General features: G+C 42.2%; 22 protein-coding genes. 7 read left to right on the top strand and 15 right to left on the bottom strand.

Annotation, left to right across the window (positions count from 1 at the left end; genetic code table 11):
• Window positions 1-53: 53 nt before the first annotated feature.
• The 9 genes from AAEY97_RS10230 to AAEY97_RS10190 form a co-directional block, all read right to left on the bottom strand.
• Window positions 54-1,211 carry a PP2C family protein-serine/threonine phosphatase gene (locus AAEY97_RS10230; RefSeq protein WP_350998630.1) on the bottom strand — a complete coding sequence of 386 codons (1,158 nt, stop codon included), beginning with the start codon at window positions 1,209-1,211 and terminating at the stop codon, window positions 54-56.
• An 8-nt stretch (window positions 1,212-1,219) separates the two neighbouring features.
• Window positions 1,220-1,795 (bottom strand): MlaC/ttg2D family ABC transporter substrate-binding protein, encoded by a 576-nt coding sequence (locus tag AAEY97_RS10225; protein WP_350998628.1) that lies wholly within the window; start codon window positions 1,793-1,795, stop codon window positions 1,220-1,222.
• Window positions 1,795-2,244 (bottom strand): outer membrane lipid asymmetry maintenance protein MlaD, encoded by a 450-nt coding sequence (gene mlaD / locus AAEY97_RS10220; RefSeq protein ID WP_101084987.1) that lies wholly within the window; start codon window positions 2,242-2,244, stop codon window positions 1,795-1,797. The genes AAEY97_RS10225 and mlaD overlap by 1 nt, the downstream gene beginning before the upstream one ends.
• 12 nt (window positions 2,245-2,256) lie before the next feature.
• On the bottom strand, window positions 2,257-3,051 hold the full coding sequence (locus tag AAEY97_RS10215; protein WP_162024038.1) for an MlaE family ABC transporter permease: 795 nt from the start codon (window positions 3,049-3,051) through the stop codon (window positions 2,257-2,259).
• Window positions 3,051-3,848 (bottom strand): ABC transporter ATP-binding protein, encoded by a 798-nt coding sequence (locus AAEY97_RS10210; protein WP_101084985.1) that lies wholly within the window; start codon window positions 3,846-3,848, stop codon window positions 3,051-3,053. The genes AAEY97_RS10215 and AAEY97_RS10210 overlap by 1 nt, the downstream gene beginning before the upstream one ends.
• A complete protein-coding gene (locus AAEY97_RS10205; protein WP_011639120.1) occupies window positions 3,841-4,170 on the bottom strand; it encodes an STAS domain-containing protein in 330 nt (109 codons plus the stop codon). The genes AAEY97_RS10210 and AAEY97_RS10205 overlap by 8 nt, the downstream gene beginning before the upstream one ends.
• A 6-nt stretch (window positions 4,171-4,176) precedes the next feature.
• A complete protein-coding gene (locus AAEY97_RS10200) occupies window positions 4,177-4,578 on the bottom strand; it encodes an ATP-binding protein (protein ID WP_101084984.1) in 402 nt (133 codons plus the stop codon).
• A gap of 3 nt (window positions 4,579-4,581) precedes the next feature.
• Window positions 4,582-5,379: an MlaA family lipoprotein gene (locus AAEY97_RS10195; RefSeq protein ID WP_350998625.1), complete on the bottom strand. Its 798-nt coding sequence runs from the start codon at window positions 5,377-5,379 to the stop codon at window positions 4,582-4,584.
• Window positions 5,380-5,654: 275 nt separating this feature from the next.
• Window positions 5,655-5,873 (bottom strand): DUF6500 family protein, encoded by a 219-nt coding sequence (locus AAEY97_RS10190; protein ID WP_162024040.1) that lies wholly within the window; start codon window positions 5,871-5,873, stop codon window positions 5,655-5,657.
• 278 nt (window positions 5,874-6,151) lie between these two features.
• Here AAEY97_RS10190 and AAEY97_RS10185 point away from each other — a divergent pair, with 278 nt between their 5' ends.
• Window positions 6,152-6,898, top strand: a complete 747-nt coding sequence (locus AAEY97_RS10185; RefSeq protein ID WP_101084981.1) for a phosphatase — start codon at window positions 6,152-6,154, stop codon at window positions 6,896-6,898.
• A 163-nt stretch (window positions 6,899-7,061) separates the two neighbouring features.
• On the opposite strand, the gene AAEY97_RS10180 is transcribed toward AAEY97_RS10185, so the two are convergent.
• Window positions 7,062-7,790, bottom strand: coding sequence for a single-stranded DNA-binding protein (locus tag AAEY97_RS10180; protein WP_162024042.1), 729 nt, complete (start codon window positions 7,788-7,790; stop codon window positions 7,062-7,064).
• Between the two features lie 65 nt (window positions 7,791-7,855).
• A complete protein-coding gene (locus AAEY97_RS10175; protein WP_101084979.1) occupies window positions 7,856-9,223 on the bottom strand; it encodes an MFS transporter in 1,368 nt (455 codons plus the stop codon).
• A gap of 244 nt (window positions 9,224-9,467) precedes the next feature.
• Between AAEY97_RS10175 and uvrA the strand changes: the two genes are divergently transcribed.
• From uvrA to AAEY97_RS10160, 3 genes are all read left to right on the top strand, one after another.
• Entirely contained in the window at window positions 9,468-12,329 is a 2,862-nt protein-coding gene (gene uvrA, locus AAEY97_RS10170) for an excinuclease ABC subunit UvrA (protein WP_350998621.1), read from the top strand.
• Between the two features lie 50 nt (window positions 12,330-12,379).
• Entirely contained in the window at window positions 12,380-13,351 is a 972-nt protein-coding gene (locus tag AAEY97_RS10165; RefSeq protein ID WP_350998618.1) for a M20/M25/M40 family metallo-hydrolase, read from the top strand.
• Between the two features lie 254 nt (window positions 13,352-13,605).
• On the top strand, window positions 13,606-15,498 hold the full coding sequence (locus AAEY97_RS10160; RefSeq protein WP_101084976.1) for a DEAD/DEAH box helicase: 1,893 nt from the start codon (window positions 13,606-13,608) through the stop codon (window positions 15,496-15,498).
• Window positions 15,499-15,940: 442 nt separating this feature from the next.
• Here the strand turns inward: AAEY97_RS10160 and AAEY97_RS10155 are convergent, their stop codons facing one another.
• Complete coding sequence (locus AAEY97_RS10155; RefSeq protein ID WP_350998615.1) at window positions 15,941-16,909, bottom strand: DMT family transporter; 969 nt, start codon at window positions 16,907-16,909, stop codon at window positions 15,941-15,943.
• A 207-nt stretch (window positions 16,910-17,116) separates the two neighbouring features.
• On the opposite strand from AAEY97_RS10155, the gene AAEY97_RS10150 reads away from it, so the two are divergent.
• A complete protein-coding gene (locus AAEY97_RS10150; protein ID WP_350998612.1) occupies window positions 17,117-18,220 on the top strand; it encodes a phosphoribosylaminoimidazolesuccinocarboxamide synthase in 1,104 nt (367 codons plus the stop codon).
• A gap of 76 nt (window positions 18,221-18,296) precedes the next feature.
• Here AAEY97_RS10150 and exeM read toward each other — a convergent pair whose 3' ends face one another.
• Window positions 18,297-20,912, bottom strand: a complete 2,616-nt coding sequence (gene exeM / locus AAEY97_RS10145) for an extracellular exonuclease ExeM (RefSeq protein ID WP_350998609.1) — start codon at window positions 20,910-20,912, stop codon at window positions 18,297-18,299.
• A 579-nt stretch (window positions 20,913-21,491) separates the two neighbouring features.
• Between exeM and AAEY97_RS10140 the strand changes: the two genes are divergently transcribed.
• Window positions 21,492-22,931 (top strand): methyl-accepting chemotaxis protein, encoded by a 1,440-nt coding sequence (locus AAEY97_RS10140; RefSeq protein WP_350998606.1) that lies wholly within the window; start codon window positions 21,492-21,494, stop codon window positions 22,929-22,931.
• A 136-nt stretch (window positions 22,932-23,067) separates the two neighbouring features.
• On the opposite strand, the gene AAEY97_RS10135 is transcribed toward AAEY97_RS10140, so the two are convergent.
• The gene (locus tag AAEY97_RS10135) at window positions 23,068-24,435 is read right to left on the bottom strand and encodes a hypothetical protein (RefSeq protein WP_192116381.1); all 1,368 of its coding nucleotides are present in this window, start codon (window positions 24,433-24,435) and stop codon (window positions 23,068-23,070) included.
• A gap of 199 nt (window positions 24,436-24,634) precedes the next feature.
• Window positions 24,635-26,014 carry a metalloprotease PmbA gene (gene pmbA / locus AAEY97_RS10130; RefSeq protein WP_101087671.1) on the bottom strand — a complete coding sequence of 460 codons (1,380 nt, stop codon included), beginning with the start codon at window positions 26,012-26,014 and terminating at the stop codon, window positions 24,635-24,637.
• A 159-nt stretch (window positions 26,015-26,173) separates the two neighbouring features.
• Between pmbA and yjgA the strand changes: the two genes are divergently transcribed.
• Window positions 26,174-26,707: a ribosome biogenesis factor YjgA gene (gene yjgA, locus AAEY97_RS10125; RefSeq protein WP_101087732.1), complete on the top strand. Its 534-nt coding sequence runs from the start codon at window positions 26,174-26,176 to the stop codon at window positions 26,705-26,707.
• The last annotated feature ends 26 nt before the right edge of the window (window positions 26,708-26,733 follow it).

The raw sequence follows: 26,733 nt of genomic DNA, 5'->3' as shown, positions 1-26,733 counted from the left end.
GGGATATCGTCATCCCAATCTTCATCTTCTCAATGATTAAATACTCAATTAGCTTAGATAAACTGGATTGCGCACATGGTTAAGTCATCCTGAAACTCTGAAAAACCGCAAAACTGTTTCATTTGCTGCTCCAGATACTCCAGCATAGCTTCGGGTTCATCGGGTGCTGCGCTGATGGCTTTTTCTAAACGATCGAAACCAAATAATTCTTTGTGGGCATTTTGCGTTTCGATGACCACATCGGTATACACAAATAAGATATCACCTACATCAACACTAACCCGGTAGGTATCCCAATTTTGCTCACGCAGTACCCCTATAGGAATGCCACCTTGATCTAAGGCAACCAGCCTGTTGGCTTTTTTCAAATAGGCGTGAGGATGGCCTGCATTAGCATAAATAAGTTCTTTCTCTTGGAAGTTATAACGCATTACTGTAGCGGTTAAAAAGCTGCCACGAGGCTTTTTAGTGAAAAAATGTTGATTGATATAATTAAGCACTTCAGAAGAACTACTGTTTAAATCTTTCGGTTCAAAGGTGCGTAAGATGGCATCTATCATGGCGGTTTCTACTGCCGCGGCGGGGCCGTGACCCGATACGTCAGCAATAATCATTCCGATATCACCCTGGACATCCGGGCGACTTTTACCAAGGTCGACAATGTCTAAATAATCACCACCAGCACCTTTCATCGCTTTATAGGTATAAGCCATTTTAACAGAGCTAAGTACGATACCTTTGTCTGGCAACATCAATTGCTGCAAGCGCGAAATTTCTTCTATCTCATCGCGGATCCACACCTGGGCAGCGTTAAGTTGTGATGACGCTTCGGAAAACTGGAAGCTTTTTAGCTGGTACAAAAGCCTAAAATACAACGAGCTAACATGATGCGATTCAGTTCCTGCAGGTAAATTAAGCAGAATGATACAGTCAAATAAGCTCGATTCTTTACCAAAAGGCAGTACCCAACACATTTTTCCATCGTCCTTTAGAGGCACAATTTCCGTAATACTGTGTTGTAACGACAATGCTTTAAATTGTTGATAGAGCCGGGTGTAATGCTCATCACACAAGGATGAAAAATTACAGCTGACTTGGCCATTTTTTTTAATTAAGTAATAATTAAACTCACTTAATGTGACTGCCAAATTGGTTTTAAACCATAAGGTTTCATCAATAATGCTGTTAGCTAATGCTCTATAAATATTCAAGGGTAACCTTACTTTTGGGCTAATTTAGCAGCAAGGGCTTCATTCAAACCAGTGACACCGCTTTTTTTCAAAGTACTTTTATAGTCATTACTAAAGGTACGGATCATCGATAAACCTTCAGCAACAAAATCGTAAATTTTCCATTCATTATTACGTTGATAAAGCTGATATGAAACCGGAATGATATTTTCTTTGGTATGAATTTCAGTATCTACCGATGCATAAACCTTTTTCTTGATTGTTTCATTGGTGTAATCAACCGTTTGATTATCATACTGTTCTAGCAACACAATATAGGTATCGACTAATACGCCTTTTAACAACACCATAAATTGACGTTTCTCGGTATCGCTTGCCTGTCTCCAATACTTACCTAACACTCGTTGTGCAGAGGCTTGTATGTCGACGTGTTTTTCAATCACATCACTGAGTGATTTTTTTTTCTGTTCGACTGACAAGGCGCTATTTGATGCGATACTAATGATATCTGTCACACCTAATTTAACGCGTTCTGTTGGTTCTTGTGCCGCCAAAGCTAGAGACGGCATCACTAGCATCATGATTAAAAAAATTATTGATTTCATTATTTATCCTGACTAAACATATACTTGCTTATTAACTCTTCGATGCTGATTGATGATTCTGTTTCAATAAACTCTTCACCATCTGCCATGTTTATTTCTGAACCACCGGTAGATATTTTAACAAATCTGTCGCCAATAATACCTGATGTACGAATAGAGGCTATCGAATCATCAGGTACGGTAATCGCATTATCTAATGATATTTTAACGACTGACTCATACGCTTTAGGATCGTAATTAATCGATTGAATTAATCCAACACGTACACCTGACATTTCGACAAAGGCACCTTCTTTTAAACCTGAAGAATTTTCAAATTTAGCCACTAAGGTGTAGTTACCACTATTAGTGACCGATGCTCCACCAATGGTAATTGACATAAATACCAAGGCCCCAATCCCGAATAATACAAACAGGCCGACGAGAAAATTGACGTAATTGTTTTTCATTGAAACCTCTAGTTATAGCGCTAATGAGCTAACGATATAGTCACTAAATAACATAATAATTGCACTCATTACCACCGCCTGAGTGGTGCCATTGCTGACGCCTTCAGCGCCCATATTTTTTTGATTTAAGTGTAAATAAAAGCCGTAATATAAAGGTATCCACATAATAAACAAACCAAATACCAATGACTTTATTTGACCAACCAGCACATCTTTAAAGCTAATGGTATCCATTACACCTTGAATATATGCACCAGGACTTTCTCCTTGAATGTGTACTCCAACGATATAGCCACCGCCAATGCCCACCAAGTCAAAAACGGCCGTCAGCATAGGAACACAAAACAACGCCGCTAATAGTCTTGGCAGCATCACATAGCGGTAACTGTTAATCGCCATGCAATCAAGCGCATCAAATTGTTGCTCGTTACGCATAATACCAATTTCTGAACAGGTCGCAGAGCCAACTCGTGCTATTACCATTAATGCTGTCATCACCGGACCTAATTCTTTAATCAGGCTCAAGGCAACTGCCGAACCCAATAAATCCACTGAACCAAATCGCACTAAGGTATCGTAAAACTGCAGTGCCACAACCATACCGGTAAAGAGCGCGGCAACAATAATGACAATTAAAGACCGATTACCTATAAAATATATCTGCTTAATCACTTGCTTAAATGACACCAGCCCAGTGAATAGGCTGCTGACGATACGCATTAAAAATAATGTTGCTAGGCCAACACTTTCAATATTTTTACGCGTTGCGGCACCTAAGTTACTGACTGAATTAAACAAGGCATTCATTATTTTTCATCCTTATTTAACAAACGATTGAGATAAACCTCACCATCATCTCTGTAAGTGTTCGGTTGACGGTTGATCATGTTTTGAATGCGTTCATCTGGCGAGTTTTTAATCTCATCAACGGTGCCATTCGCCACCACTTCACCCGCAAACAATACCACCACGCGATCGGCAATTTTAAACACACTTTCTAACTCATGAGTGACCACCACGATAGTCATGTTCATGGCATCTCTCAAAGTGAGAATAAGCTCGTCAAGTTCAACTGCAGTTGTGGGATCAAGCCCTGCTGAAGGTTCATCAAAAAACAGTAATTTAGGGTCCATAATAACGGCCCTAGCCAGTCCTGCTCGTTTTAGCATGCCGCCTGATAATTCCGAAGGCATTAGATGGCCGGTTCCAGCCATGTTCATTAATTCAAGCTTCATCCGCACCATAATATCAATGGTTTGGGTATCCAATGAAGTATTGTGCTCTAAAGGTAACCTGACATTATCTGCCACCGTTAATGAACTCAGTAGTGCGCCGCCTTGGAAAGCCACGCCCATTTTTTTGCGTAAGTTACGTAATTGCTTATTTTTAGCCGTAAAAATATTCACACCATCAATCATGATAGTGCCTGACGTAGGGGTTTTAAGCCCAAGCATATGGTTAAGCAAGGTACTTTTACCAGAACCAGATCCGCCCATCACCACCAGAATTTCGCCGGGGTTGACCTCTAAATTGACGTCTTTGAGTACATGGGTATCGCCATATTGGGCAAACAAATGCTCTACAGTAATGATAGGGTTAACCATTGTTACTCACAGCACTTACTGAATCAGCTAAGTTAAACACCGTGTTTAAACGGGTTAGTTGCAGTACTTGAAGCGGTGAACCATTGGCACCAACGATATGAAATTCAGTGTCATTTTCTCTGGCTTCATTGAAGGCCTCAACCAGTGAAGCCATCCCTGAGCTATCGATATATTGCAGGTGGGTGAAATCGACAATGATGTTATTTTTACTCTTAATTAACTTTATGATGTCGAGTTTGATACTGCGAGAGTTGCTCAGATCGACCTCGCCATAAAGCTTAACCACTTGGTAATTGTTATGTGTCTCAATTTCAATATTCATTTTATATCACTCAAATTTAACCGTCAGTTCTAACCAATTACCTTTGCCTTTATGTGGGATAAGTCTTACTTTTTCAGCCACATAATGAATGAGGCAAAGGCCTAATCCACCTGGTTTACATAAATTATTTTCTGCCGGTATTAATTGCTTGTCAGTAATCTGCGAACACACATCTTTAATCACAAATAGCGCATGCTCATCATCACTGCTGACCACGATTTCTATACAGCCCTTTTTCGACATGTGATAACCATGACGAATAACATTGGCACAAGCCTCATCAACGGCCAATACGATTTCATTGACTTTACCTTCGCTAAAAGGAAAATCGCGGCATGCATCTACCACAAATTCGCGAATATTTTTTAATTCACTCGTACAAGATGAAAACGTTTTGATGTTTGACATTGGCTAGTCCGTTACCTTGTAATCAGTGTGATCGTCTGATTTGTCGTCTGCAGGTGCGTCATTTAATAGCTCATCATCTAATAGTTCGTCATCAAACTCTAGATCAAATTCGTCAGATTCAGTCTCAGCCACTTTACCGTCACTGACCAAGTGAGCATCTCGCTGCAAATAGACATCTTTAACATAGCCATAAGGATCTAACGATCCGTCTAATATGGGTTCATATTGCTGAAAATCAATCCGACTGTCTAAACCTTCCAACACAAACTTTCCGGCCCTTTGTTCAAACGACAGAATAGATAAGGGATACACAAAAACATCAACAAAATCGCCGACGGTATTACGTGCAGTACTGGCGCCATAAACAGGCCACATGATGAAAGGCCCATTGCCAATACCCCAAACACCAAAGGTTTGCGCAAATGTTTCTTCTTTTTTCACTAATCCCATATCGGTAGCAGGATCAAAAAGACCCACAAGGCCGATTGTGGTGTTGACGACAAAACGTAAAACACTGCTACCGCTGTCGGTCACTTTCCATTGTAAAAGGTTATTTACTGCATAAAGAGGTTCACTTAGATTTGATAGCAGATTTGTCACACCTTGTCGGATCGGCTGAGGGATGGTTTCATAGCCTTCTGCTGCTGGTTTTAAAGCATATTTGTCCATGACCTGGTAATTAAAGTCCCAGCTTTTTCGATTAACCGCTTCGAATGGATCACCCGCTGTTGAGGTGCTAGCGCAGCCACTAAAAAATAGTAAAGTGGCGCCAATAACTAACAGTCGACCAATTATTCCCACTCATTCCTCCGGCTTTTTTCAAAAAATATCTGCTAACTATATCGGTATTAAGCACGACATTTAATATCGTTAATGTCACTCAAGAGTGAAAATATAACATTAAAACGGTCAAAACTATTAGTACAATTTTGATTGATCGTTCAAAAACGACTTGTGTCATCTAAAAACCCGTTAAGCGATTAAGCTTAATCATTAAGGCATGACTTAATCTATATATCGGTTACTTATTGAATATTGGTCAGTATTGCTCCGCCGCACATAATTTATTCAGACTATTACAAGCCATTATGAATCATTTGTTTAATTTTGTGGGCCTTCACAAAATGATCCAATTGGTGTGTTTGAATCCACCATGTTGCCGCTTCCATCAGCAATTGAGGATTATCATTTTTGTTGGCAAAAAATGCATAAAATGACAAACCGACGTTATCGCCTTTCGCCGCAATTTTTTTATCACACACGGCAATAATTTTCGCTCTTAACTCATCTCTCATTATTCAGCCTCAACTCGGGTTAAGAAGTGGAATATGTAAGGCAAAGTGACAACATTCGGCCTATTTCAGATCAAATGCCTTACAACATCGTTAATATCATGTGCGGCCGATTGGCTCACTACAAATGCCGAAAAACAGCCATGTATAACGCCAAGGCATCTTCGACAATATGCCTCAATACCTGCTGCAAGTAATCAACAAAAGTGATCATAGAGAAAGCCCAGTTAACAGCGTAGACTTGATGCCTACTGTTTTTGATTCAGAGAACGAGACTCGCCATGAAATTCCTTGTTGATATTCACGCGCATACTATAGCGTCAACTCACGCTTATAGTACCTTCCATGATTACCTTTGTGTTGCGAAAGCCAAAGGTATCAAGTTATTCGCCATTACCGATCATGGCCCAGATATGGCTGATGCGCCCCATTTTTGGCACTTTGTAAATATGAGAGTGTTACCTAGAATTGTTGACGGTGTTGGCGTGCTGCGCGGCATTGAAGCGAATATCAAAAATGAACATGGCGAGATTGATTTTTTTGGTGATTATTTAAAAGAGCTCGATATTGTGTTGGCAGGGTTCCATGAACCCGTTTTCCCACCATCGACTAAAGAGGCTCACACTACAGCACTCATCAACTGTATTGAAAGTGGTAATGTCGACATTATTACTCACCCAGGCAACCCTGCTTATCCAATCGATATTAAGCGCGTCGCCGCTGCCGCTGCCAAACATAACGTGGCACTAGAGATAAATAACTCCTCTTTTTTGACGTCGAGAAAAGGCAGTACATGCAACTGTATTGAAATAGCTAATGCAGTAAAAGTAGCAGGTGGACTGCTCGTTATGGGTTCTGACTCGCATGTTGCTTTTAGCTTAGGCGAGTTTGAAAAAGCCATTGAGGTCATTGAAACAGTGGAATTTCCAATTGAACGCTTACTGAACCGTAGCCCCGAAGCGTTGTTGAGCTTTCTGACGGCAAGAGGTCATAAGTCACTTGATGAATACTCTGTTTTAATTGAATAAAACATTTTATATCCTAAAACTGCCACAGTGATATTTACACCATAAAGATACTGCTGGCAGAGTCAGTCTCGTTGCTTCTCTATCGTAGAAAACAAAAAGGCCTGCAAAAGCAGGCCTTAAAAGTTTTAATCAACACATTGGATTATGTAATCTCTAGTGAAGATTAGAACGGAATATCGTCATCCCAGCCTTCATCTAAATCTGGAGTGAAGTTTTGTTGTGGCTGTGGTGCTGGACGCTGTGCAGGAGCATTTTGTGGTTGGAAATTACCCTGAGGTGCAGCGGCTGGCTTTGGTGCATAAGCAGGTGCAGCTTGTTGCGCTGGCGCAGATTGTTGCTGGTAACCACCACCTTGCTGGCCAGCATTAGGCTGAGCTTGGTAAGCTTCATTACCTGCAGCAGGCGCAGTTTGATTGTATTGCGCTTGTGGCTGACGAGCTTGAGGTGCTGGTGCAGGACGAGACTGTTGTTGTCCCATATTTTGTCCGGCGTTTTGCCCAGAGCTTTGACCTTGCCCTTGATACTGACCACCACCGGCATTATCACCTGAGTTGCGGCTGTCTAACATTTGCATTTCCATAGCGTTGATTTCAGTCTTATAACGGTCTTGACCGGTAGTCTGATCTTGCCACTTACTGGTTTGCAATTTGCCTTCTAAATAAACTTTAGAGCCTTTCTTTAAGTACTCGCCAGCAATTTCCGCAAGACGACGATACATAACAATGTTGTGCCACTCGGTACGTTCTTGCATTTGACCTTGTTGGTCTTTCCACGACTCACTTGTCGCTATAGTAAAGTTGGCAACAGCATTGCCGTTTGGCATGTAACGAACCTCAGGGTCTTTACCTAAGTTACCGACCAAAATCACTTTATTCACACCACGACTAGCCATCGAAATCTCCTGAGATTTTTATCTGTTTACTTTAACTGAATACTAAGCTGAATGATCTACACGATCTAATTCACAGAGCCTAACACAGCTCGCGCTTCGCTTAAATTGAATTTATCATCGACCTTTAAATAAGCCACTTTCTCTTCGAGCACCACAATGGCCTCTACAACACCGATTAACTGTGACAATTTACTGGCCATATCTTGTGCATCGCTTCTATCTTTTACTGTAGCTTCAAGAGTATAGCTTTTCAATAACACAGGCTTTTGCATGCCGAGGGTCAAAAATAACCACACACACATTAGCCCTAGCGCGACAAAAAACACTCCCGATGCGCCGACGAGCTGATAAGCTCCGCCGCCTAACATGCCGCCACAAAATGCGCCTAAAAATTGACTAGTTGAATACACGCCCATAGCCGAACCTTTATCGCCGACAGGACAAAACTTAGCAATCAAACTTGGCAATGATGCTTCAAGGTAATTAAAGCCGGTGAAAAATAGTACTACAGCCCCACTTAACACCCAAAGGTTATCGGCATACAGCCCCATCGCGGCAAGTGACACCATCATGATCATTAACGACAACTGGAACATGGTTTTGGTGTTGTTGCGTTTCACCCCAATGATAATTAACGGCACCATTAAGAAAAATGCACCAACAAAAGCGGGGAAGTACAACATCCAATGCTTTTCTTTGACTAAACCGGCATCCACCAAATCGAGCGGCAATGCAACAAACACCGCGGTTAGCACTAAGTGCAGAATAAAAATACCTGCATCTAGGCGAAATAACTGCGGGTCTAACAACATACGCTTTAATTTTGTCGGAGTGGCGACCGTATCGCCTTTAGGCGCTTGGCTAATAGGATTGGGAACAAAAAACTGCACAATTAACATGCCCAATACTGCCAGAACTGCTGTTAATAAAAACAACCCCGTTAAGCCCATGTATTGCGCCACAATAGGCCCAACCAATAATGACAAGGCAAATGAAAAGCCAATACACATGCCGATAATCGCCATGACTTTAGTGCGTTGCTCGTCTCGAGTTAAATCGGCGGCAAGCGCTAACACGGCGGCAGCTATTGCGCCCATACCTTGGACTGCGCGACCAAACACTACCCCGTAAATGTGATCCGATGATGCGGCAATTAAACTACCAATGGCAAACAATACCAAGCCACCTAGAATAATCGGCTTACGTCCGTATTTGTCGGACAAAATGCCCATTGGGATCTGTAAAAAAGCCTGGGTTAATCCGTAAGCACCAATGGCAATACCCACCCATAGCGGTGAAAAGCCTTCAAGGTGCTGACCATACAGCGCGAAGACAGGCATAATCATAAACAATCCCATCATTCGTAAACCAAACACACTGGCTAACGAAAATGCGACCTTTTTCTCCATACCCGACAGTCCATTACTGGCCATGCTGTTGCCCTTCGATAAGTAATTCAACAATATTATAAGGTGCGCATATTATCACAGCGCCAGAAATTAGCTCAAAAGGAAATCACAGTTTTTGATATAAGGTGTTTTATCTGCGCATGTTAAACTTTAGCTGAGTTTTATGCGTACCATGAAACCAACATAGTCAAAATTGATATGAAGTCCCCCAACAAACTATGCGATACTGATCGCTGTTTTGTTTTACATAAGTCATAGAGTGATATAGATGGATAAAATTGAAATACGCGGTGCCCGAACCCACAATCTTAAGAACATCAATCTAACCATTCCCCGTGACAAACTTATTGTGATAACTGGGTTATCCGGTTCAGGAAAATCATCATTAGCCTTTGATACTTTGTATGCAGAAGGCCAACGTCGTTATGTCGAATCGCTGTCGGCGTATGCGCGTCAATTCTTGAGCTTAATGGAAAAACCCGATGTAGATCATATTGAAGGCCTTAGCCCTGCCATTTCAATTGAACAAAAATCAACCTCGCACAATCCACGATCTACGGTCGGTACCATTACCGAAATCTATGACTATTTACGCTTGTTGTTTGCCCGTGTGGGCGAGCCTCGCTGCCCAACGCATAATCAGCCGTTGTCAGCGCAAACAGTGAGTCAAATGGTGGATAAAGTGTTGGCGATGCCGGCAGACAGCCGCCAAATGCTGCTTGCGCCAGTGGTTAACGACCGTAAAGGTGAGCACGTTAAGTTACTGGAAAGCTTATCGGCACAAGGCTACATCCGCGCCCGTATTGACGGTGAAGTATGTGACTTAACCGATCCTCCAACATTAGATTTACACATCAAACATACCATTGAAGTGGTTGTCGATCGCTTCAAAGTCCGCGAAGACATGAAACAGCGCTTGGCTGAGTCGTTTGAAACCGCTTTAGAATTATCTGGTGGCATTGCAAAAATTGCCAGTATGGACGATAGCAAAGCCGAAGAACTGATATTTTCAGCTAATTTCGCGTGTCCGCATTGTGGCTATTCGATGGCCGAACTTGAGCCGCGTATTTTCTCGTTTAACAATCCGGCCGGTGCTTGTCAAACTTGTGATGGTTTAGGTGTGCAGCAGTTTTTTGACCCTGAACGAGTCATTGCTAATGATGAACTATCGTTAGCTGGCGGCGCGATTAGAGGCTGGGACCGACGCAACTTTTACTATTTCCAAATGCTCAGCTCTCTAGCCGAACATTATAAGTTTGATGTTGAGAAGCCATATGCCGAACTAAGTGACAAAGTTAAAAAGATTGTCTTATATGGTTCTGGCAAACAAAACATTGCCTTTAAGTACATTAATGACCGCGGCGATGTTGTGATCCGTAACCATCCGTTTGAAGGCATTTTGAATAATATGGATCGCCGTTACCGTGAAACCGAAAGTAACTCGGTACGCGATGAGCTGTCTAAATTTATTAATATGCAGCCTTGTAATAGTTGTGGTGGTTCGCGCTTACGTGAAGAAGCCCGTAACGTATTTATTGGTGAGTTAAACCTACCGCAACTGACCATTTGGTCGATTGGCGAAGCTAAACAATACTTCGACACCGTAGTGTTTGAAGGACAACGTGCGCAAATTGCCGAGAAAATCTTAAAAGAGATCAGTCAACGCCTTGGCTTCTTGGTCAATGTGGGGCTTAACTATTTAAGCTTGTCGCGCTCAGCTGAAACCTTATCGGGTGGCGAGGCGCAACGTATTCGCCTAGCCAGCCAAATTGGAGCGGGTTTAGTGGGCGTGATGTACGTGCTTGATGAGCCTTCAATTGGTTTGCATCAACGCGATAACGAACGTTTATTACAAACCCTGATCCATCTTCGTGATTTAGGCAATACCGTGATTGTGGTTGAACACGATGAAGATGCGATTCGCTTAGCAGATCACATTATCGATATTGGCCCAGGTGCCGGCGTACATGGCGGTGAAGTCATTTGTGACGGTACGCTAGAAGATATTCTTAACTGTGAAGCGTCGGTTACGGGCCAATATATTTCCGGTAAAAAGCAAATACACATTAGTGACCAGCGCACCCCTATCGATCCGAAAAAGGTGATTGAGTTATTTGGCGCATCGGGTAATAACCTAAGAGATGTTGATTTAACCATTCCAGTTGGATTGTTTACCTGTGTTACTGGCGTATCGGGTTCAGGTAAATCGACACTGATTAACGACACTTTCTTTAAAATTGCCCATAGGATGCTCAATGGCGCTACCGTAGATGAACCTGCACCTTACAGAAGTATTGAAGGCATGGATCATTGCGACAAAGTCGTCGATATTGATCAAAGTCCTATTGGCCGCACGCCACGCTCGAACCCTGCCACCTATACGGGTATTTTCACCCCAATACGTGAACTGTTTGCTGGCACACAAGAATCGCGCACCCGTGGTTATCAAGTGGGTCGCTTCTCGTTTAACGTCAAGGGCGGTCGTTGTGAAGCCTGCCAAGGTGATGGGTTAATTAAAGTGGAAATGCACTTTTTACCTGATGTTTATGTGCCTTGTGATTCGTGTAAAGGTAAGCGTTATAACCGCGAAACCTTAGAAGTAAAATACAAAGGCAAAAACATTCACGAAGTGCTGCAAATGACGGTTGAAGACGCTCGTGGCTATTTTGATGCGATTCCATCTATTTCACGTAAATTGCAAACCTTAATGGATGTCGGCTTGTCGTACATTCGCTTAGGGCAAAGCGCGACAACCTTATCTGGCGGTGAAGCTCAGCGCGTTAAACTGGCCAAAGAGCTGTCTAAACGCGATACAGGTAAAACCTTATACATTTTAGATGAACCCACTACAGGGCTTCACTTTGCCGATATTCAACTATTGTTAGAAGTACTGCATCGCTTAAAGTCTCATGGCAACACTGTCGTGGTGATTGAGCATAATTTAGATGTGATTAAAACCGCAGACTGGATTATCGATTTAGGCCCTGAAGGTGGTGCTGGCGGCGGCATGATTTTAGCCGCAGGCAGCCCAGAAGAAGTAGCAGAGCACCCAGATTCTCATACCGCGAGATTCCTAAAGCCGATGCTGGCGCTTCACAATAAACGGGTAAAGGCTAAAAAAGCCAAATAACAAGCTGAGATAAAATACCAAACCTTAGGTGAATAAGAGGAGAGCACATTATGTTTACTACTCAAATTCACCTCAAGGTATTGGCTATGATGTTATTGTGCTGCTTACTCAATGCCTGCAGCCAAACACCTCGCCAATGCTCGTCAGCTATTATCACCTCTTGGTCTAGCGCCCATAGCCAAATTACTGAAGATATCACCACACTGAGTTCCACTGAATTTCAAGGCCGCAAGACTGACTCTGAAGGAGCCCGCCTCACTCAAGCGTATTTAATCACACGATTTACAGAGATGGGCTTACAACCCTGGCAGCCAAATTTTGCCGTCCCGTTTAGTTTTCAACATCAATTTTCGACCGTCTCTGGGGTCAATATTATTGCCACTATTGCGGCAAAAAATAGCTCAAACCGATGGCGAGTGATTACCGCTCATTATGATCACTTAGGTCAAACGGCCAATAAAATGTATCCAGGTGCTGATGATAATGCCTCAGGCATTGCCGGAATGATGGCAATTGCAGCCCAATGGCAGGAAAATCCGCCGTTAGATGATGTTAATTTGATGATTGTGGCAACCGACGCTGAAGAACCAGGCTTATATGGCAGCTATGAATTAGTGACGTTATTGCAGCAATACCCACAGATGGACATTGAGCTAAGTGTAAACTTGGACATGATAGGCCACCCAGATCGTCGTAGAGCAATCTACATGGAAGGGCAAAAAAATCTGTCAAATTTTGAGTCAATCAAACCGTTGTTGATGCAACAGACCCAATTATGTATTCGCACTCATCACACAAATTTATTAAGTGGGCGGATGAAAAAAAGTGATTGGCTCAGAGCCTCAGACCACTATCCATTTCATAAAGCGGGCTACTCCTGGGTGTATTTTGGCGTACCACCCCACGCGCAATATCATACGGCCGACGACACAATAGCCACGTTAGACATCGACTTTATTGTGGCGGTTGCTGAAACAGTATATCAAATGCTCAGCATCGATAAGCTGACCAAGGCCCCATAAACAGCCTAATTCACGCCAACAAATGTTCATTTTTCAACCAATTAACAAATCTTAAAAATCAAGAATCAGGCCAATCTTAAACTAGAATAGGCAATTTAATGTTTATTTTCAGTTTTTACGTGGTCAACTAGCATTGTTGCTGCTATAATACGCCCCCTTATCGGCGCGGGAAATCGACACGGGGTTGATTTTCTGTCTGTGAAACTTTAGCACGAGCTTCCGAACTTCGTGCGCATCCACAAGGCTACAACTCAATGTCATCTGAAAGAACTTTCCGCGAACTCGGCCTGTCTGAGTCTTTGTTGCGTTCGCTTGACGAGTTAGGTTATGAAAACCCAACTCCTATTCAAGCTGCTAGTATCGACCCGCTTATGGCTGGTAAAGATATTATCGGTCAAGCACAAACCGGTACCGGTAAAACAGGCGCGTTTGCCCTGCCTTTACTAAACAAAATCGACATGAAAATCAATGCTCCACAGATTTTAGTGTTAGCACCAACCCGCGAATTAGCGGTTCAAGTTGCCGAAGCATTTGGTAGTTATGCCAAATTCATGAAAGGCTTCCACGTACTACCGATTTACGGTGGTCAAAGCATGCAACAACAATTAAACGCCCTTAAGCGCGGACCACAAGTGATTGTTGGTACTCCTGGTCGTGTAATGGATCACATGCGTCGTGGCACATTAAAGCTAGATAATCTAAAAGCCTTAGTATTAGACGAAGCCGATGAAATGCTAAAAATGGGCTTCATCGATGATATCGAATGGGTATTAGAGCACAAGCCTACTGACAGCCAACTTGCATTATTCTCTGCCACTATGCCTGAGCAAATTAAGCGCGTTGCAGCTAAGCACTTAACAAACCCAGTGAACATCAGCATAGCGTCTAGCCAGACAACTGTTGAGTCTATCGACCAACGTTATGTGCAAGTATCACAACACAATAAACTAGAAGCGTTAGTACGTGTTTTAGAAGTTGAAAATACTGAAGGTATTATCATCTTCGTTCGTACCCGTAACAGCTGTGTTGAATTAGCAGAAAAATTAGAAGCCCGTGGTTATGCTTCATCTCCATTACATGGTGACATGAATCAACAAGCACGTGAGCGTGCTGTTGAGCAGCTTAAGCGCGGCAAGTTAGACATTTTAATCGCGACTGACGTTGCAGCACGTGGTCTAGACGTTGAACGTATTGGACACGTAGTAAACTACGATATTCCTTATGATTCAGAAGCCTATGTTCACCGTATCGGTCGTACAGGCCGTGCTGGTCGTACTGGTATGGCAATCCTATTTGTAACCAATCGTGAAATGCGTATGTTACGCACTATCGAACGCGCTACAAACAGCCGTATTTCTCCAATGAAAGTGCCTAGCCCTGAATCAGTTGCAGAGCGTCGTTTATCTCGTTTAGGCGAGCAAATCCAAGAAACCATTAACGGTGACTTAGATTTCATGAAAAACGCTGTAGCTGAATTATGTCAACAGCTTGAAGTTGATACCGATTTACTGGCTGCTGCATTGTTACAACAAGTACAGCAAGAGCGTCCACTTCAGTTACCAACGATTACCGAACGTCAACGTGATTCACGTGACGAACGTAGTGATCGTGGTAGTGACCGTGGTGATCGCAATAGTAGCAGCGACCGTCCACGTCGTGAACGCAGTGACCGTGGCGAGCGTAGTAGCCGTCCAGCACCAAATAGCTTTGGCGATGCAGAAGGCTTAAAAGATAACCCAGACGTTAAAATGAATCGTTATGTTATCGATGTAGGTCGTGAAAATGGTGTTGGTGTAGGTAACATCGTTGGCGCTATCGCTAACGAAGCAAACATCGATAGCCGTTTCATTGGTCAAATCCAATTGTTTGATCAAGTCACAACCGTTGATTTACCAGACGGAATGCCTAAAGACATCCTTTCACACCTAAGAAAAGTGCGTGTGTGTGGTCGTCCTTTAAACATTCGTGAAGCGGGTGATGAAGTGTTTGCTGACACGACTCGCGGCGCAGGCGCTCCACGTCGTCCACGTAGTGATCGTGCTCGTAGTGACCGTCCACGTACTGACCGCCCAGCGGGTGATCGTCCGGCTAGTGACCGCCCTGCAAGTGCAGAGCGTCGTCCACGTAAGCCACGTGACAACGGTTAATCATTCAGTTGAATGACACAAAAAATGGAGCCTAAGGGCTCCATTTTTGTTTTCCGCTTTTACTCTCTATTCTCTATTCTACAAAATAAGTCTAAAAAATAACTAACATCCATTAACGTGGCGATTACCTGTTTAATATCACTATTTCTAGGTTCTAGGTCGCTACGCGGCTAGATACTATAGCAAGAGCCTAGATCGCTACGCTGCTAGGACGCTGCGCGGCTAGATGCTATAAAATCTTAGCAGCGAAGCTGTCCCTATTCCTGAGATAGCAAGCGGTGACGAGAGAGATTAAGAGATGACAAGCCGAGAGCCTAGGTGCTAGACCGCTTTATCTGTGAGCGCAGCGTTCGCTTGTTATCGCTTGTTACCATTTCCTAGCAGGACGCAGTCCGCCCTAGCAGCGAAGCGACCCTAGTGATAATCCGTTTGCACTAAAGTGTTACAATACAGTCCTGAACGCTTTGGCCTGCTTACGCTTTTGATACAAGGGGACAATTTGCACGGCAAACACCGAACACACAATCATAACGATGCCAGCAAATGACAATACATCAATATCGGCACCGGCAAATACTCCGCTCCACCAACCAAGATTGACCACAACTTCTGTCGCAGTAAAACTCAATACCGGTGTTAATGCCAACATGGCACTGACTTGTGCCGTGGGCCAATATTGCATTGCTTGACCAAAACAGCCATACGCAATCAAAGTATTGGCACCGCAAAAAAGTACTATCCACCATTGATCGAGCGTCATAGCTTCAAACTGACTAAAGTCACTAAATGGCGCCATAAGCACAATGCCTAATGCGTAAATAAATAACAGTACATTACTGGGTGACAGTCGTTGGCTCACCGACTTTTGTAACAAAGCATAGCTGGTCCACGACATCACCGAAAACTGCACAATCATAATCCCAACCAACACTTGATGATCACTTGCTTGATTTAAATCGAGCTGCGGATGGAAAAACATCAGCATGCCCAGTCCAAGCGTGGCAAAACAACTTAACTGAAATGCATTAAAACGCTCTTTGAAAAACAACACCCCACCAAATGCCAAGAAGAAAGGCGCGGTTTGGAAGTTAAGCTGTGCAGTACCAGGAGCTAGATATCCCAACGAATAAACAAACGACACGTAATTGCACATCAACAGCACGCCAGCGAGCACCAATTTCAACCATACTAATGAAGGTAAACCGACAAATTGACGTAATGTACCTAAGCGCCATTGAATTAACAAGGTCACGACTAACGCCATGACAAACCGAAACCAGGTCAGAGTAACTGGTGTAATGAATCCACCTGATAGCTTTAATGCTATAGGCAAAATACCCCAGAAAAATACTGCTATAGAAACAAATATCAGTCCTAAACGGGCATTCGCGCTTTCTTGTTCACTGTTCACGTTGGTTTATCCATCACATCATTAAGGCGTGAATTCTGCCTGAATAACCCAATAAAGTCTTTATCAAGAAAGGTTAACCTTACCCTTGATTGTTCGCATAACAAAAAAGCCTATTTCAACCCCTCCTTTTATCGTGCAAACGCTTTGAATGCAGGTAAAATAGCCGCCATAAAAACCTATGTACCCTACTACCTAAGGAACACTCGCATGAATCTTGCCGATTCCGTTCTTGCCGTGAACAATGATTTACCTATCCGTACCGACAAGCCTGTCCACAGTGGCAAAGTACGCAGTGTTTACTGGTTAACCGACACAGACAGTCGCCGCTTAATCCGCGACAAAGGTTACGATGTACCTGAAGATACTCCGCTAGCAATTATGGTGATCAGCGACAGGATCTCGGCGTTCGATTGTATTTTTCATGGCGAAGGTAACTTGCAGGGTATTCCAGGTAAAGGCGCTGCACTGAATGCGATTTCAAATCATTGGTTTGGTTTATTCGCCGAAAATGGTTTAGCTGACAGCCACATTCTAGATATTCCGCACCCTTTTGTATGGATAGTGCAAAAAGCTCGCCCAATTAAAGTCGAAGCGATTTGTCGCCAATACATTACCGGCTCAATGTGGCGTGCTTATTCAAAAGGCGAACGGGTATTTTGTGGTATCACCTTGCCAGAAGGGTTAAGCAAAGATCAAAAACTGCCAGAGTTACTGATCACCCCGTCAACCAAAGGTATCTTAACCGGCATCCCGGGCGTGCCTGCGCAAGATGACGTTAACATTAGCCGTAGCGATATTGAAGCCAACTACCAAGCCTTTGGATTTGAAAAACCACAAGATATCGACTTGTATGAAACCTTGCTAAAGCAAGGCTTTAAAGTGATTTCAGATGCACTAGCAAAGCTTGATCAAGTGTTTGTCGATACTAAGTTTGAGTTTGGCTACGTCAATGACAAAAATGGTCAATCAAAACTGATTTACATGGATGAAGTCGGTACGCCTGACTCATCACGCATTTGGGACGGGGCCGCTTATCGCGAGGGCAAGATTGTTGAAAACTCAAAAGAAGGCTTCCGCCAGTTCTTGTTAAACCATTTCGACGATGCCGACATTTTGCTAAATAAAGACAGAATGCCAGAGCGTGAAGCACTTGCTCGTGACAACGACTTACCATTAGACGCGATGATGAATGTATCGCGCACTTATATTGGTGTTGCAGAAAAAGTCACTGGTTCAAGTATTCCATTACCAGCCAACCCGAAAGCGGACATTATTAAAGTGCTACGTGAGCAGTATGATTTGATCGTGTAACGTTCACTCTATATTCAAAAAAAAGGATGACTTAACAGTCATCCTTTTTTATTAGTGCTTGAGCAGTTAACAATAATTAACTGCGACGGCGTAAGCCTAGAGCACCTAATAACATCAATGCAAAGTAACCTAAACTACCACCATCACTGTCTTGAACAGGCTCTGGTGTTGGCGTAGGAGTTGGCGTTACTGGCGCAGGATAGCTTAATGCAATAATCACTGGATCATGGTCTGAAGCTGAGAATGGACTTTCAGTTTTAACCAGATCTCCGGTGTACTTGCTACCATATTCAAACAGGTTAGATTCAACTGAGTTAATGTGCCAGTCGTCAATACCGACTAACTTAGCCGCTAAACTCTCATTGGCTAAAGCATGGTCTAAATTACCTAATTCACCACTGTAACTATATGAATAAGTGGCTGCGCCATGTGCTTGAGTGTTTAAGTTAATTAAACCATAACCTTTATCTATCACGCTGCCTTCACGCTCGTACACTTTACCGTTTAAGGTAGTCCACGATGCAGTGCGGATAACATGATCTGTAGTTGAGGCATCGTAATCAGTTAATACTGCTACCGGATCTTCTTTGCCGTAGGCATTTAAATCACCAATAACCAGTACATCACCAGCAACATCTTTTAGTGACTCACCGAGTACTTTGGCTGCTGATACACGGAATGCATTACACTTTCCTTGCAAGTCTGCTGGCTCAGCGTTTTCGTTAAATTCAGCCCAGTCTTCAATACAGCCTGAACCTTTCGATTTTAAGTGGTTAACCACAACAGTTAACTTTTCATCGTTAATGCTAAAGGTTTGCACTAAGCTATGACGTTGGAACTTTTCATAACTCGGGCTTTGCTCAACAACTCCATCTTTCTCACGGGTTTGCGCACCTTCTGCAGCATGTTGTTCTGGCGTCGCAATCACTTTTGCCGCGCCGTCTAATGTAATACGGGCTGGGCGATATAACATGCCAACTGTAATCGCATCACTGCCGATGAATTTGTCTTCATACTTATCAGCATCTTCAATTTCAACAAAGCGATACGCTTGATCATCAGTTAATTCTGCGTTCAATGCATCTACAAGGTTTTGAATGGCACTTAACTCGCCAAAGCCATTGTTAGCGATTTCCATTAAGCCAACAACATCAGCATTCATGGCGACAAGCGCATTCACTATTTTAGTACGCTGCAACACCATTTCTTCTTCGATTAATGCACCACGATTGCTGTTTGATGGATTAGCATCACCGCCAACAACGTCATTAAAGAAGTTCAACACGTTAAAGCTCGCTACACGAATGTCGCCCATATCTGCCACTGTAGGCGCATCGGTACGATCGTTTACACGGATAAAATCGCCAGCAGTAATCATGTTGGTCGGTAAAATACGGAATGCGTTGTAGCTATAACCGATCACACCTTCAAGGTTAGTCAATTGATCTCCAACACGAATGTAACCCGTTTCTGCGTTAAACTCTGGGAAATAAGGTACTTCACCATCCTTCGCTTTGAAATCAGATTCAACAAATAACTGGTTCACCGCGTTAGCTTGAGCCAGTGCAATAGAATCTGCTGAGTTTGGCTCAAATACTTGAGTTGGTTTCATTAATGGCGCTTTATGTGACAACACCATATTGTTACGACGTCCGTCATAATCGTAGCTAAAGGTACGGGTGATTTTCATCTCACTACCCGCATCTAATACTACTTTCATGCCTTCAACACGCTCTAATGCTTGCGTTAGGGTTTCGCCATCGGCAACATAAAATGCACTGGCTAGAGGCACTTCACCTAATGCGCCAACTTCAATTTTTTGATCGTCCTTAAGGTTAATCTGAGTCGAGCCGTAATACTCGTTTACTTTACCTTGCACACACACTTCAGTGCCTGGCTGAATAGTATCTGGTGCAGCTTCGTTCAAGTAGACGAAAATGCCGTCTGAAGTATAAGGTGAGTTGTCACCTTGCATGTCTTGAATAAAGAAGCCTTTGTATAAACTGTCGCTTCTAGAAGTAACAATCCCTTTTATGGTCACTTCATTAGCCGATTCATAACTACCATCGGCAATTAATGGACTAGAGTCACCTGCACCTTGCACATCATAAATGTTGGTCAGTGTGGCCCCATTACAGGTAAATACTGTTGGCTCTGGTGTTACTGCGGTATCAAGCGAGCCTAAACCACTAAAGGTGTCTTTATCTAATGTGACCCATTGGCTAGCATCATAAGTGGTGCTGGCAGTTAAGGCGTCTAATTTACGCTGGAATGTGGTGTCAAACCCCCAACCTGCTGGTGTTGGAATGTCACCAACAACATCAACCAACACACCGTCTTTTAATAAGCCGACAGCATCGCCACCATTAAAGTATAAGTTACCGGTCATCGAGTCGGTTGAGGCTGGCAAGGTAATCGCTGCACTTGAATGCAAAATGACTTTGACACTTTTAGCGGCAATAGTGTCAGTTAATTCCACCATATCAAGCGCTGCAGAGTCACCGTCTTTGTAACGTACTAATTTGTAGCCTGTTAAATCAATTGCAACGTCACTGTTGTTATACAGTTCAATCGCTTTGTTGTTTGAACTACCTTCAACGTATTCACTAATTAACACCTCTGCATTTGCCATTATCGGCATTGCAGCGGCTACTGCGAGTGAAACCGCCGTTAGTTTAGTCAGTCCTTTCATTTTTTAACCCCATATTTTGTAATATAAATGCTATTTTTTTGTAATATGCGGGGCGATTGTCCCAAAGTTTGTTTACAGAAAAAAGAACATTGATCACATTAATGGGGTAAACAAATTTACTATCTGATTGATTATCAAGTAATTTTGTTTTAATTAGAAAACGATGATAAATAAAATCAAAAATACCTCAACTAAAACAACATTTAGCGTAAAAACAAGCGTTGACGGGGTGGTTGTTAAAAAATATAGATTTTGTAACACTTATTGTTCAAAAAAATAAAAAAATGACAACATACTGTTTGATATTTTAATTCATGTCATGGAATCATCTTGAAAATGTAAGGTTTTTACCCGATTATTACGCTAACATTGACCACCAACACTCGTAGTATGTTGAATACACCATGAATAAAAACCAATAAATCACTTAAGGTATGTGAGTTATTGTCGATATTGATCATGACTCGATGTCATGTTGGTCACAACAAAATATTATTAAGCTGACTATTTAGTATCAATATACTAAAAGCTCATCTAGTATTTGAATTTATTATCTTTACCGGTTTAGGTGCGCAAACCATGAAACAAGTTGATTTCAGAAATATCGATAAACTTTTCATCAAAATGTCCATTAACGATAAGTTCTGGGCTATTTTCGGACTGTTCCTGATTATTTTATCTAGTGTATCGATTAGTAGTTACGTTAATAAAATTGAAAATATAGAACAGCAATCATTACTGGTTTTAGAGCAAAAAACAGCAGCTATGGTTCAAGCACTTGATGCCACGAGCCAACTAGAACAAGCTTCAACATTAGGTTTACAAGTCTCAGGACGTTCACAAACAAGTTCACGCCAACGAGATACTATTACTGCCGTTTATGCATTAGATGACCAATATTATACCCTGAGCGAATCTGTTTCTGGACAAGAAGCCAGCGCAAAACAAGCTGCTTTGATATCACTGTTAATGTCATTTTTATGGGTATTGCCTTTTGTAGTAGTGATTTATTGGACGGCCACGTTCCTTGGCGGTGCACTTTGGGTGTTATGGGATACCACGGAAAAAATTGCTAAAGGTGATTTAACCTCTCGTTTAGGCTTCCATCCTGGTCGTGATGAATTTGGCACCATTGGTTGCGCACTTGATAAAGCCATGGACACATTAACCGATCTCGTTGTCGCGGTGAAGAAAAGTGCCGATACATTGCAAACAACCTCGAGCTCATTCGCCAATGAAGCAGTACAAAGCGCTGAACAAATTGATTTACAATATGCTTCACTTGACTCGGTTGCTACCGCGATGGAAGAAATGACGGCATCAGCTGCTGAAGTCTCTAATATCGCTCGAAATTCAACTCAACGTGTTGAACAAGATTCAGAGTATACGCGTCAGAGTTATGACCGAGCTAAGCGTGCGATTAATGAAATTAAGCAGTTATCGACCTACATTGAACAAACATCAAACTCAGTCAATACCCTAAAAATTAACGCGACCAATATTAATGAAGTCATCACCACCATTAATGCTATTTCAGATCAAACCAACTTACTGGCATTAAACGCAGCAATTGAAGCGGCACGTGCAGGTGAAATGGGCCGTGGTTTTGCGGTGGTTGCCGACGAAGTAAGAACCCTTGCGGGTCGTACTCAAGCTGCGACGGTTGAAATTCATAAAATGATTGAATTACTGCAAAGTGAAACACTCAATATTGACAGCATTACTCAAGATACTGTCAAACAAGCACAAACCAGTAGCGATCTAATTACTAATATTGGAACCGATATTAATGCCATTTCTGAATCTGCGAATTCAATTATGGACATGAGTTTCCAAATTTCTACATCGTCAGAAGAACAAAGTGCAGTGGCCAATGACATTGCAAAAGAGCTGACGGACATAAGACAGAAATCAAATATTATTAGAGGCTTATCGCAACAGTCTTCAAGTGGTGTTAAAGATCTAGCAAAAGCATCAGCTGATTTGGGTAAAATTCTTAGTCGATACCGTACTAATTAATCTCAGCTCAGATTATAACTTATTAGTTTGTATGTTTATTTGATTATAAGCGCTAAATGAAAAGCCGATATCGATGATATCGGCTTTTTTATGTTTAATAAGCAGTGGCTTAACTCACGGTTAATTCAACTTAATATTACTGTAATGACGTCAGTCTATGACCTAAAGCGCTTGTACTGTCTGGAGTCAGCACAAAAGTATAATTACTGTCGCCATCAAAGCTGATTGAATCAGACTGATAAACTAAGGTTTGCGTGCCATTATCGGCTTCGTAAACAATGTTAATTTCATAATCATCTTCAGGCAATGTCAGGCTGAGTTTTTCGACAAAATCTAAATCCGTTAAGGTATATTCGGCGGTTTCAATGGTTTCTGAAGCGCGGACAAAATACACGGTTAAGTCATCATAATCGTAAGCTAAATTCACCACATCGACTTTATATTCAAAAGCTCGAGGTCGTAAGTCTTGCTCGATCACCATACCTTTAACAGAACTGTCTTCTTGCTGATAAATCAGTAAAGACTTCACTTCATCTTGGTTAAACGTTACCAACAAGTTATCGAACAACTTGGCTTTACTGGTCGCATCTTTAGTGGTGATACCATAATCATTAAACGATGTTGATTGGTAATCCGTTACTGTGAAGGGTGAAATACCATACAAGTATTGTGTTTCTTGCTTACTGGCAATATCAACATCAATGCTTTGCGTTTCTAAACCATTAAACACCCGGTAATCGGCAGTTGCCTCTAACGCGGCGTAAGTGACTGGCGTTGTAGTTGAGTCAATGCTGTCGATAGTGACGTTAATATCACCTGCACCAAAACTGTTACGAATAATTAGTTTATAGGCGGTTTCGGAGGTTAAACTCATGCTACCTGTGGTGTAGAGCACATTTTTAGTGCCGGTTTCGGTCAGATAGACAATATAATCATCAGTATCGAATATCTGTTCGCTGGTGTAACTGCTATACGGCACATTACCCAGCATCACCGCTTGGTCAATGGTTTGGGTATCAAGTGAAATATAGGTATCAAAAGTACCTTCATCAGTCGCTACGTTAGCCACTAGCACTTCCATTTTGCTGTAGTCATTATCATCGTCGGCATTTAACTCGTCCATTTCATCGCGTGAATAGTTAATATCCAATAGTTCTGGATCGTGATAATCACCATAAAGTACAAACAAATGGTTCGAGTCGCTCGCTAAATCAACGGTGTCGCTGTAAACGGTTACCGTTTCACTATCTTCGTCTTGACCATAAATTTCCAGTTCTGTGCTCCCTGCACTATAAGCATAGCGCGGCATTGCATCAGCAAAATCAACCGCCGTATATGAATAGTCATCCAGTACTAACGAAGTCGATGTGCTATTAGGTGATGCATTATAAAACTGCACATAAGCGACATCATCACTGCTTTCTTCACTGTCTGAGCCACACCCTAGTAACAAGGCTCCCATTGCAGACACCATCATCAATCGACTTATTTTTTTGTTAAACATATTTACTCCATTAACCATCTAGTTACATTTGCAAGAGTTATGACAACCCTTGCCTGTAAACGACTGTCAAGAAAGGTAAAGTAAAGATATAAAGCGTAAAGAGCCAAATTAAAGTTAAAAAAAGCCTCTTAATCAATTAGATAAGAGGCTTTAATTCTTTTTGCATTTAAACCATAAATGCATTTTTCAGCAAAAGGAGTTAATTACCCGCGATTTTCATCTCGCTCAGTAAAATACCGCCGGTGCGGATTGATGAACGTAAATCGCGATCTTTACCTACGCCTTGTATTCCCATAAACATGTCTTTTAAATTACCCGCGATAGTAATTTCTTCTACTGGATACAACACTTCGCCATTTTCAACATAAAAACCTGCCGCGCCACGTGAATAATCACCAGTAACGCCATTAACGCCTTGGCCCATCACTTCCGTAACAATTAAGCCGGTATTCATGGCTTTAACCAAGTCATCAAAGGTTTGATTTGAATGGCTTAGGGTCCAGTTATAAATACCACCAGCATGGCCTGTATTGGTCATCGATAATTTACGCGCCGAATAACTGGTTAGTAAGTAAGTTTCTAGTTGGCCACGATCAATAATACGACGGTCTTGGGTTGCCACGCCTTCACTGTCGTAGTTAGCACTGGCCAGTGCGCCAATTAAATGCGGTTGTTCTTCAATACTAAACCAGTCTGGGAATATTTGAGTATTCAGAGCTTCCATTAAGAAGCTCGACTTACGGTAAATACTACTGCCACTAATCGCGCCAATTAAATGTCCCATTAAGCCTGTGGCAAGTTCAGGAGCAAATAACACTGGCATTTTCGCCGTGGCTATTTTACGGGCATCCAAACGGCTTAAGGTTTTGTTTGCCGCTTGCAAACCAACCGCTTCAGGTGACAGTAAATCATGATATTTACGGGCAACCGTATAGTCGTAGTCGCGCTGCATATTGCCATCAGACTCTTGGCCTATTACAACACAACTTAAACTGTAGCGAGAGCTGCAATAGCCGTTAAGAAACCCATGACTGTTACCATAAACCCTAGCGGCAGTATGAGCATTGGCACTCGCGCCGTCTGAGTTACGTATACGGCTATCAACCGATAAACTGGCTTCTTCTGCCCGAATGGCCAACTGTGCGAGCTCTTCAGCATCGATATCTTGTGGATGATATAACTCCAAATCGCGAATATCTTGCGCCATCAAAGCGGGATCAGCCAAGCCACTAAAAGGATCTTCTGAGGTATATTTTGCAATGCCATCGGCCGCTTTTACCGCTTGACGAATTGCTTCAGGGCTTAAGTCTGAGGTCGATGAACTGCCTTTGCGACCATCACGGTAAATGGTAATGCCCAACGCACCGTCTTTATTAAACTCAACGGTTTCAACTTCTTTTTCACGGGTTGAAACCGACAAACCTTGCTGCTTGCTGATAGCCACTTCAGCGGCCGAAGTGCCTAACTCTTTCGCATATTCTAATGCGACAGATACCGCGTCTTTTAACGCCGATAATTCAGAATCAATTCTAGGTGTTGGTTCAGTTGCGCTAGGCGCTGAAGAAGGATGAGAAGCCACAAATTTACTCTTTGATTAGTCTAATTGACGCTAGCATATCAAATTCAATTGGCGATTGATAACCGCGCATTTATATCGCAGTTGATCATCAATAAATTCTGCATATTCTAGGCCAAATAAATGCTATCATTAATGCATATTGACTTGAGGTTTATGACTATGAAAATTGTTGGCGATTCTGAGCTATTTCAGCAGCCCTATGATAATGATGACAACTATGTCAGCAGAACAGGCGTTAAAAAAGAAAGTGAGGATGCTCAAGCACTTGGCATGCGTTTAGTGGCCCTGAGCAAAACTCAATTAGACAAAATGGGTTTAGATGAATTTCTATATGATGCGATTCTAAAAACAAAACTGATTAAACAAAAAACTGAAGCCTATCGCCGCCATTTACAATACATTGGTAAATTAATGCGTGGCTTTGAGCATGAACCTATTGAAGCAGCACTGGATAAAGTGTTGAACAAAAACAATAATGAAGCCGCTCAAATACAGATTTTTGAAAAAATGCGTGAACGTTTATTAGCGAATGGCGACGATGAAGTCCAAGTATTACTGGATTTACACCCACAACTTGATCGTCAAAAAATGCGTCAACTGATCCGCCAAGCGAATAAAGAACTGGCTAAAAACCCAGAATCAAAATCGTCTAAAGAGCTATATAAGTATTTAAGATCTGAAATAAAAGACTAGGGTCCATCTCAAAAATAGTCTGTTTA

The organism is Shewanella sp. TB7-MNA-CIBAN-0143 (assembly GCF_040310065.1).
Classification (GTDB): domain Bacteria; phylum Pseudomonadota; class Gammaproteobacteria; order Enterobacterales; family Shewanellaceae; genus Shewanella.
The sequence above is the reverse complement of the archived record's forward strand: the minus strand, read 5'-3'. Positions and strand labels throughout refer to the sequence as shown.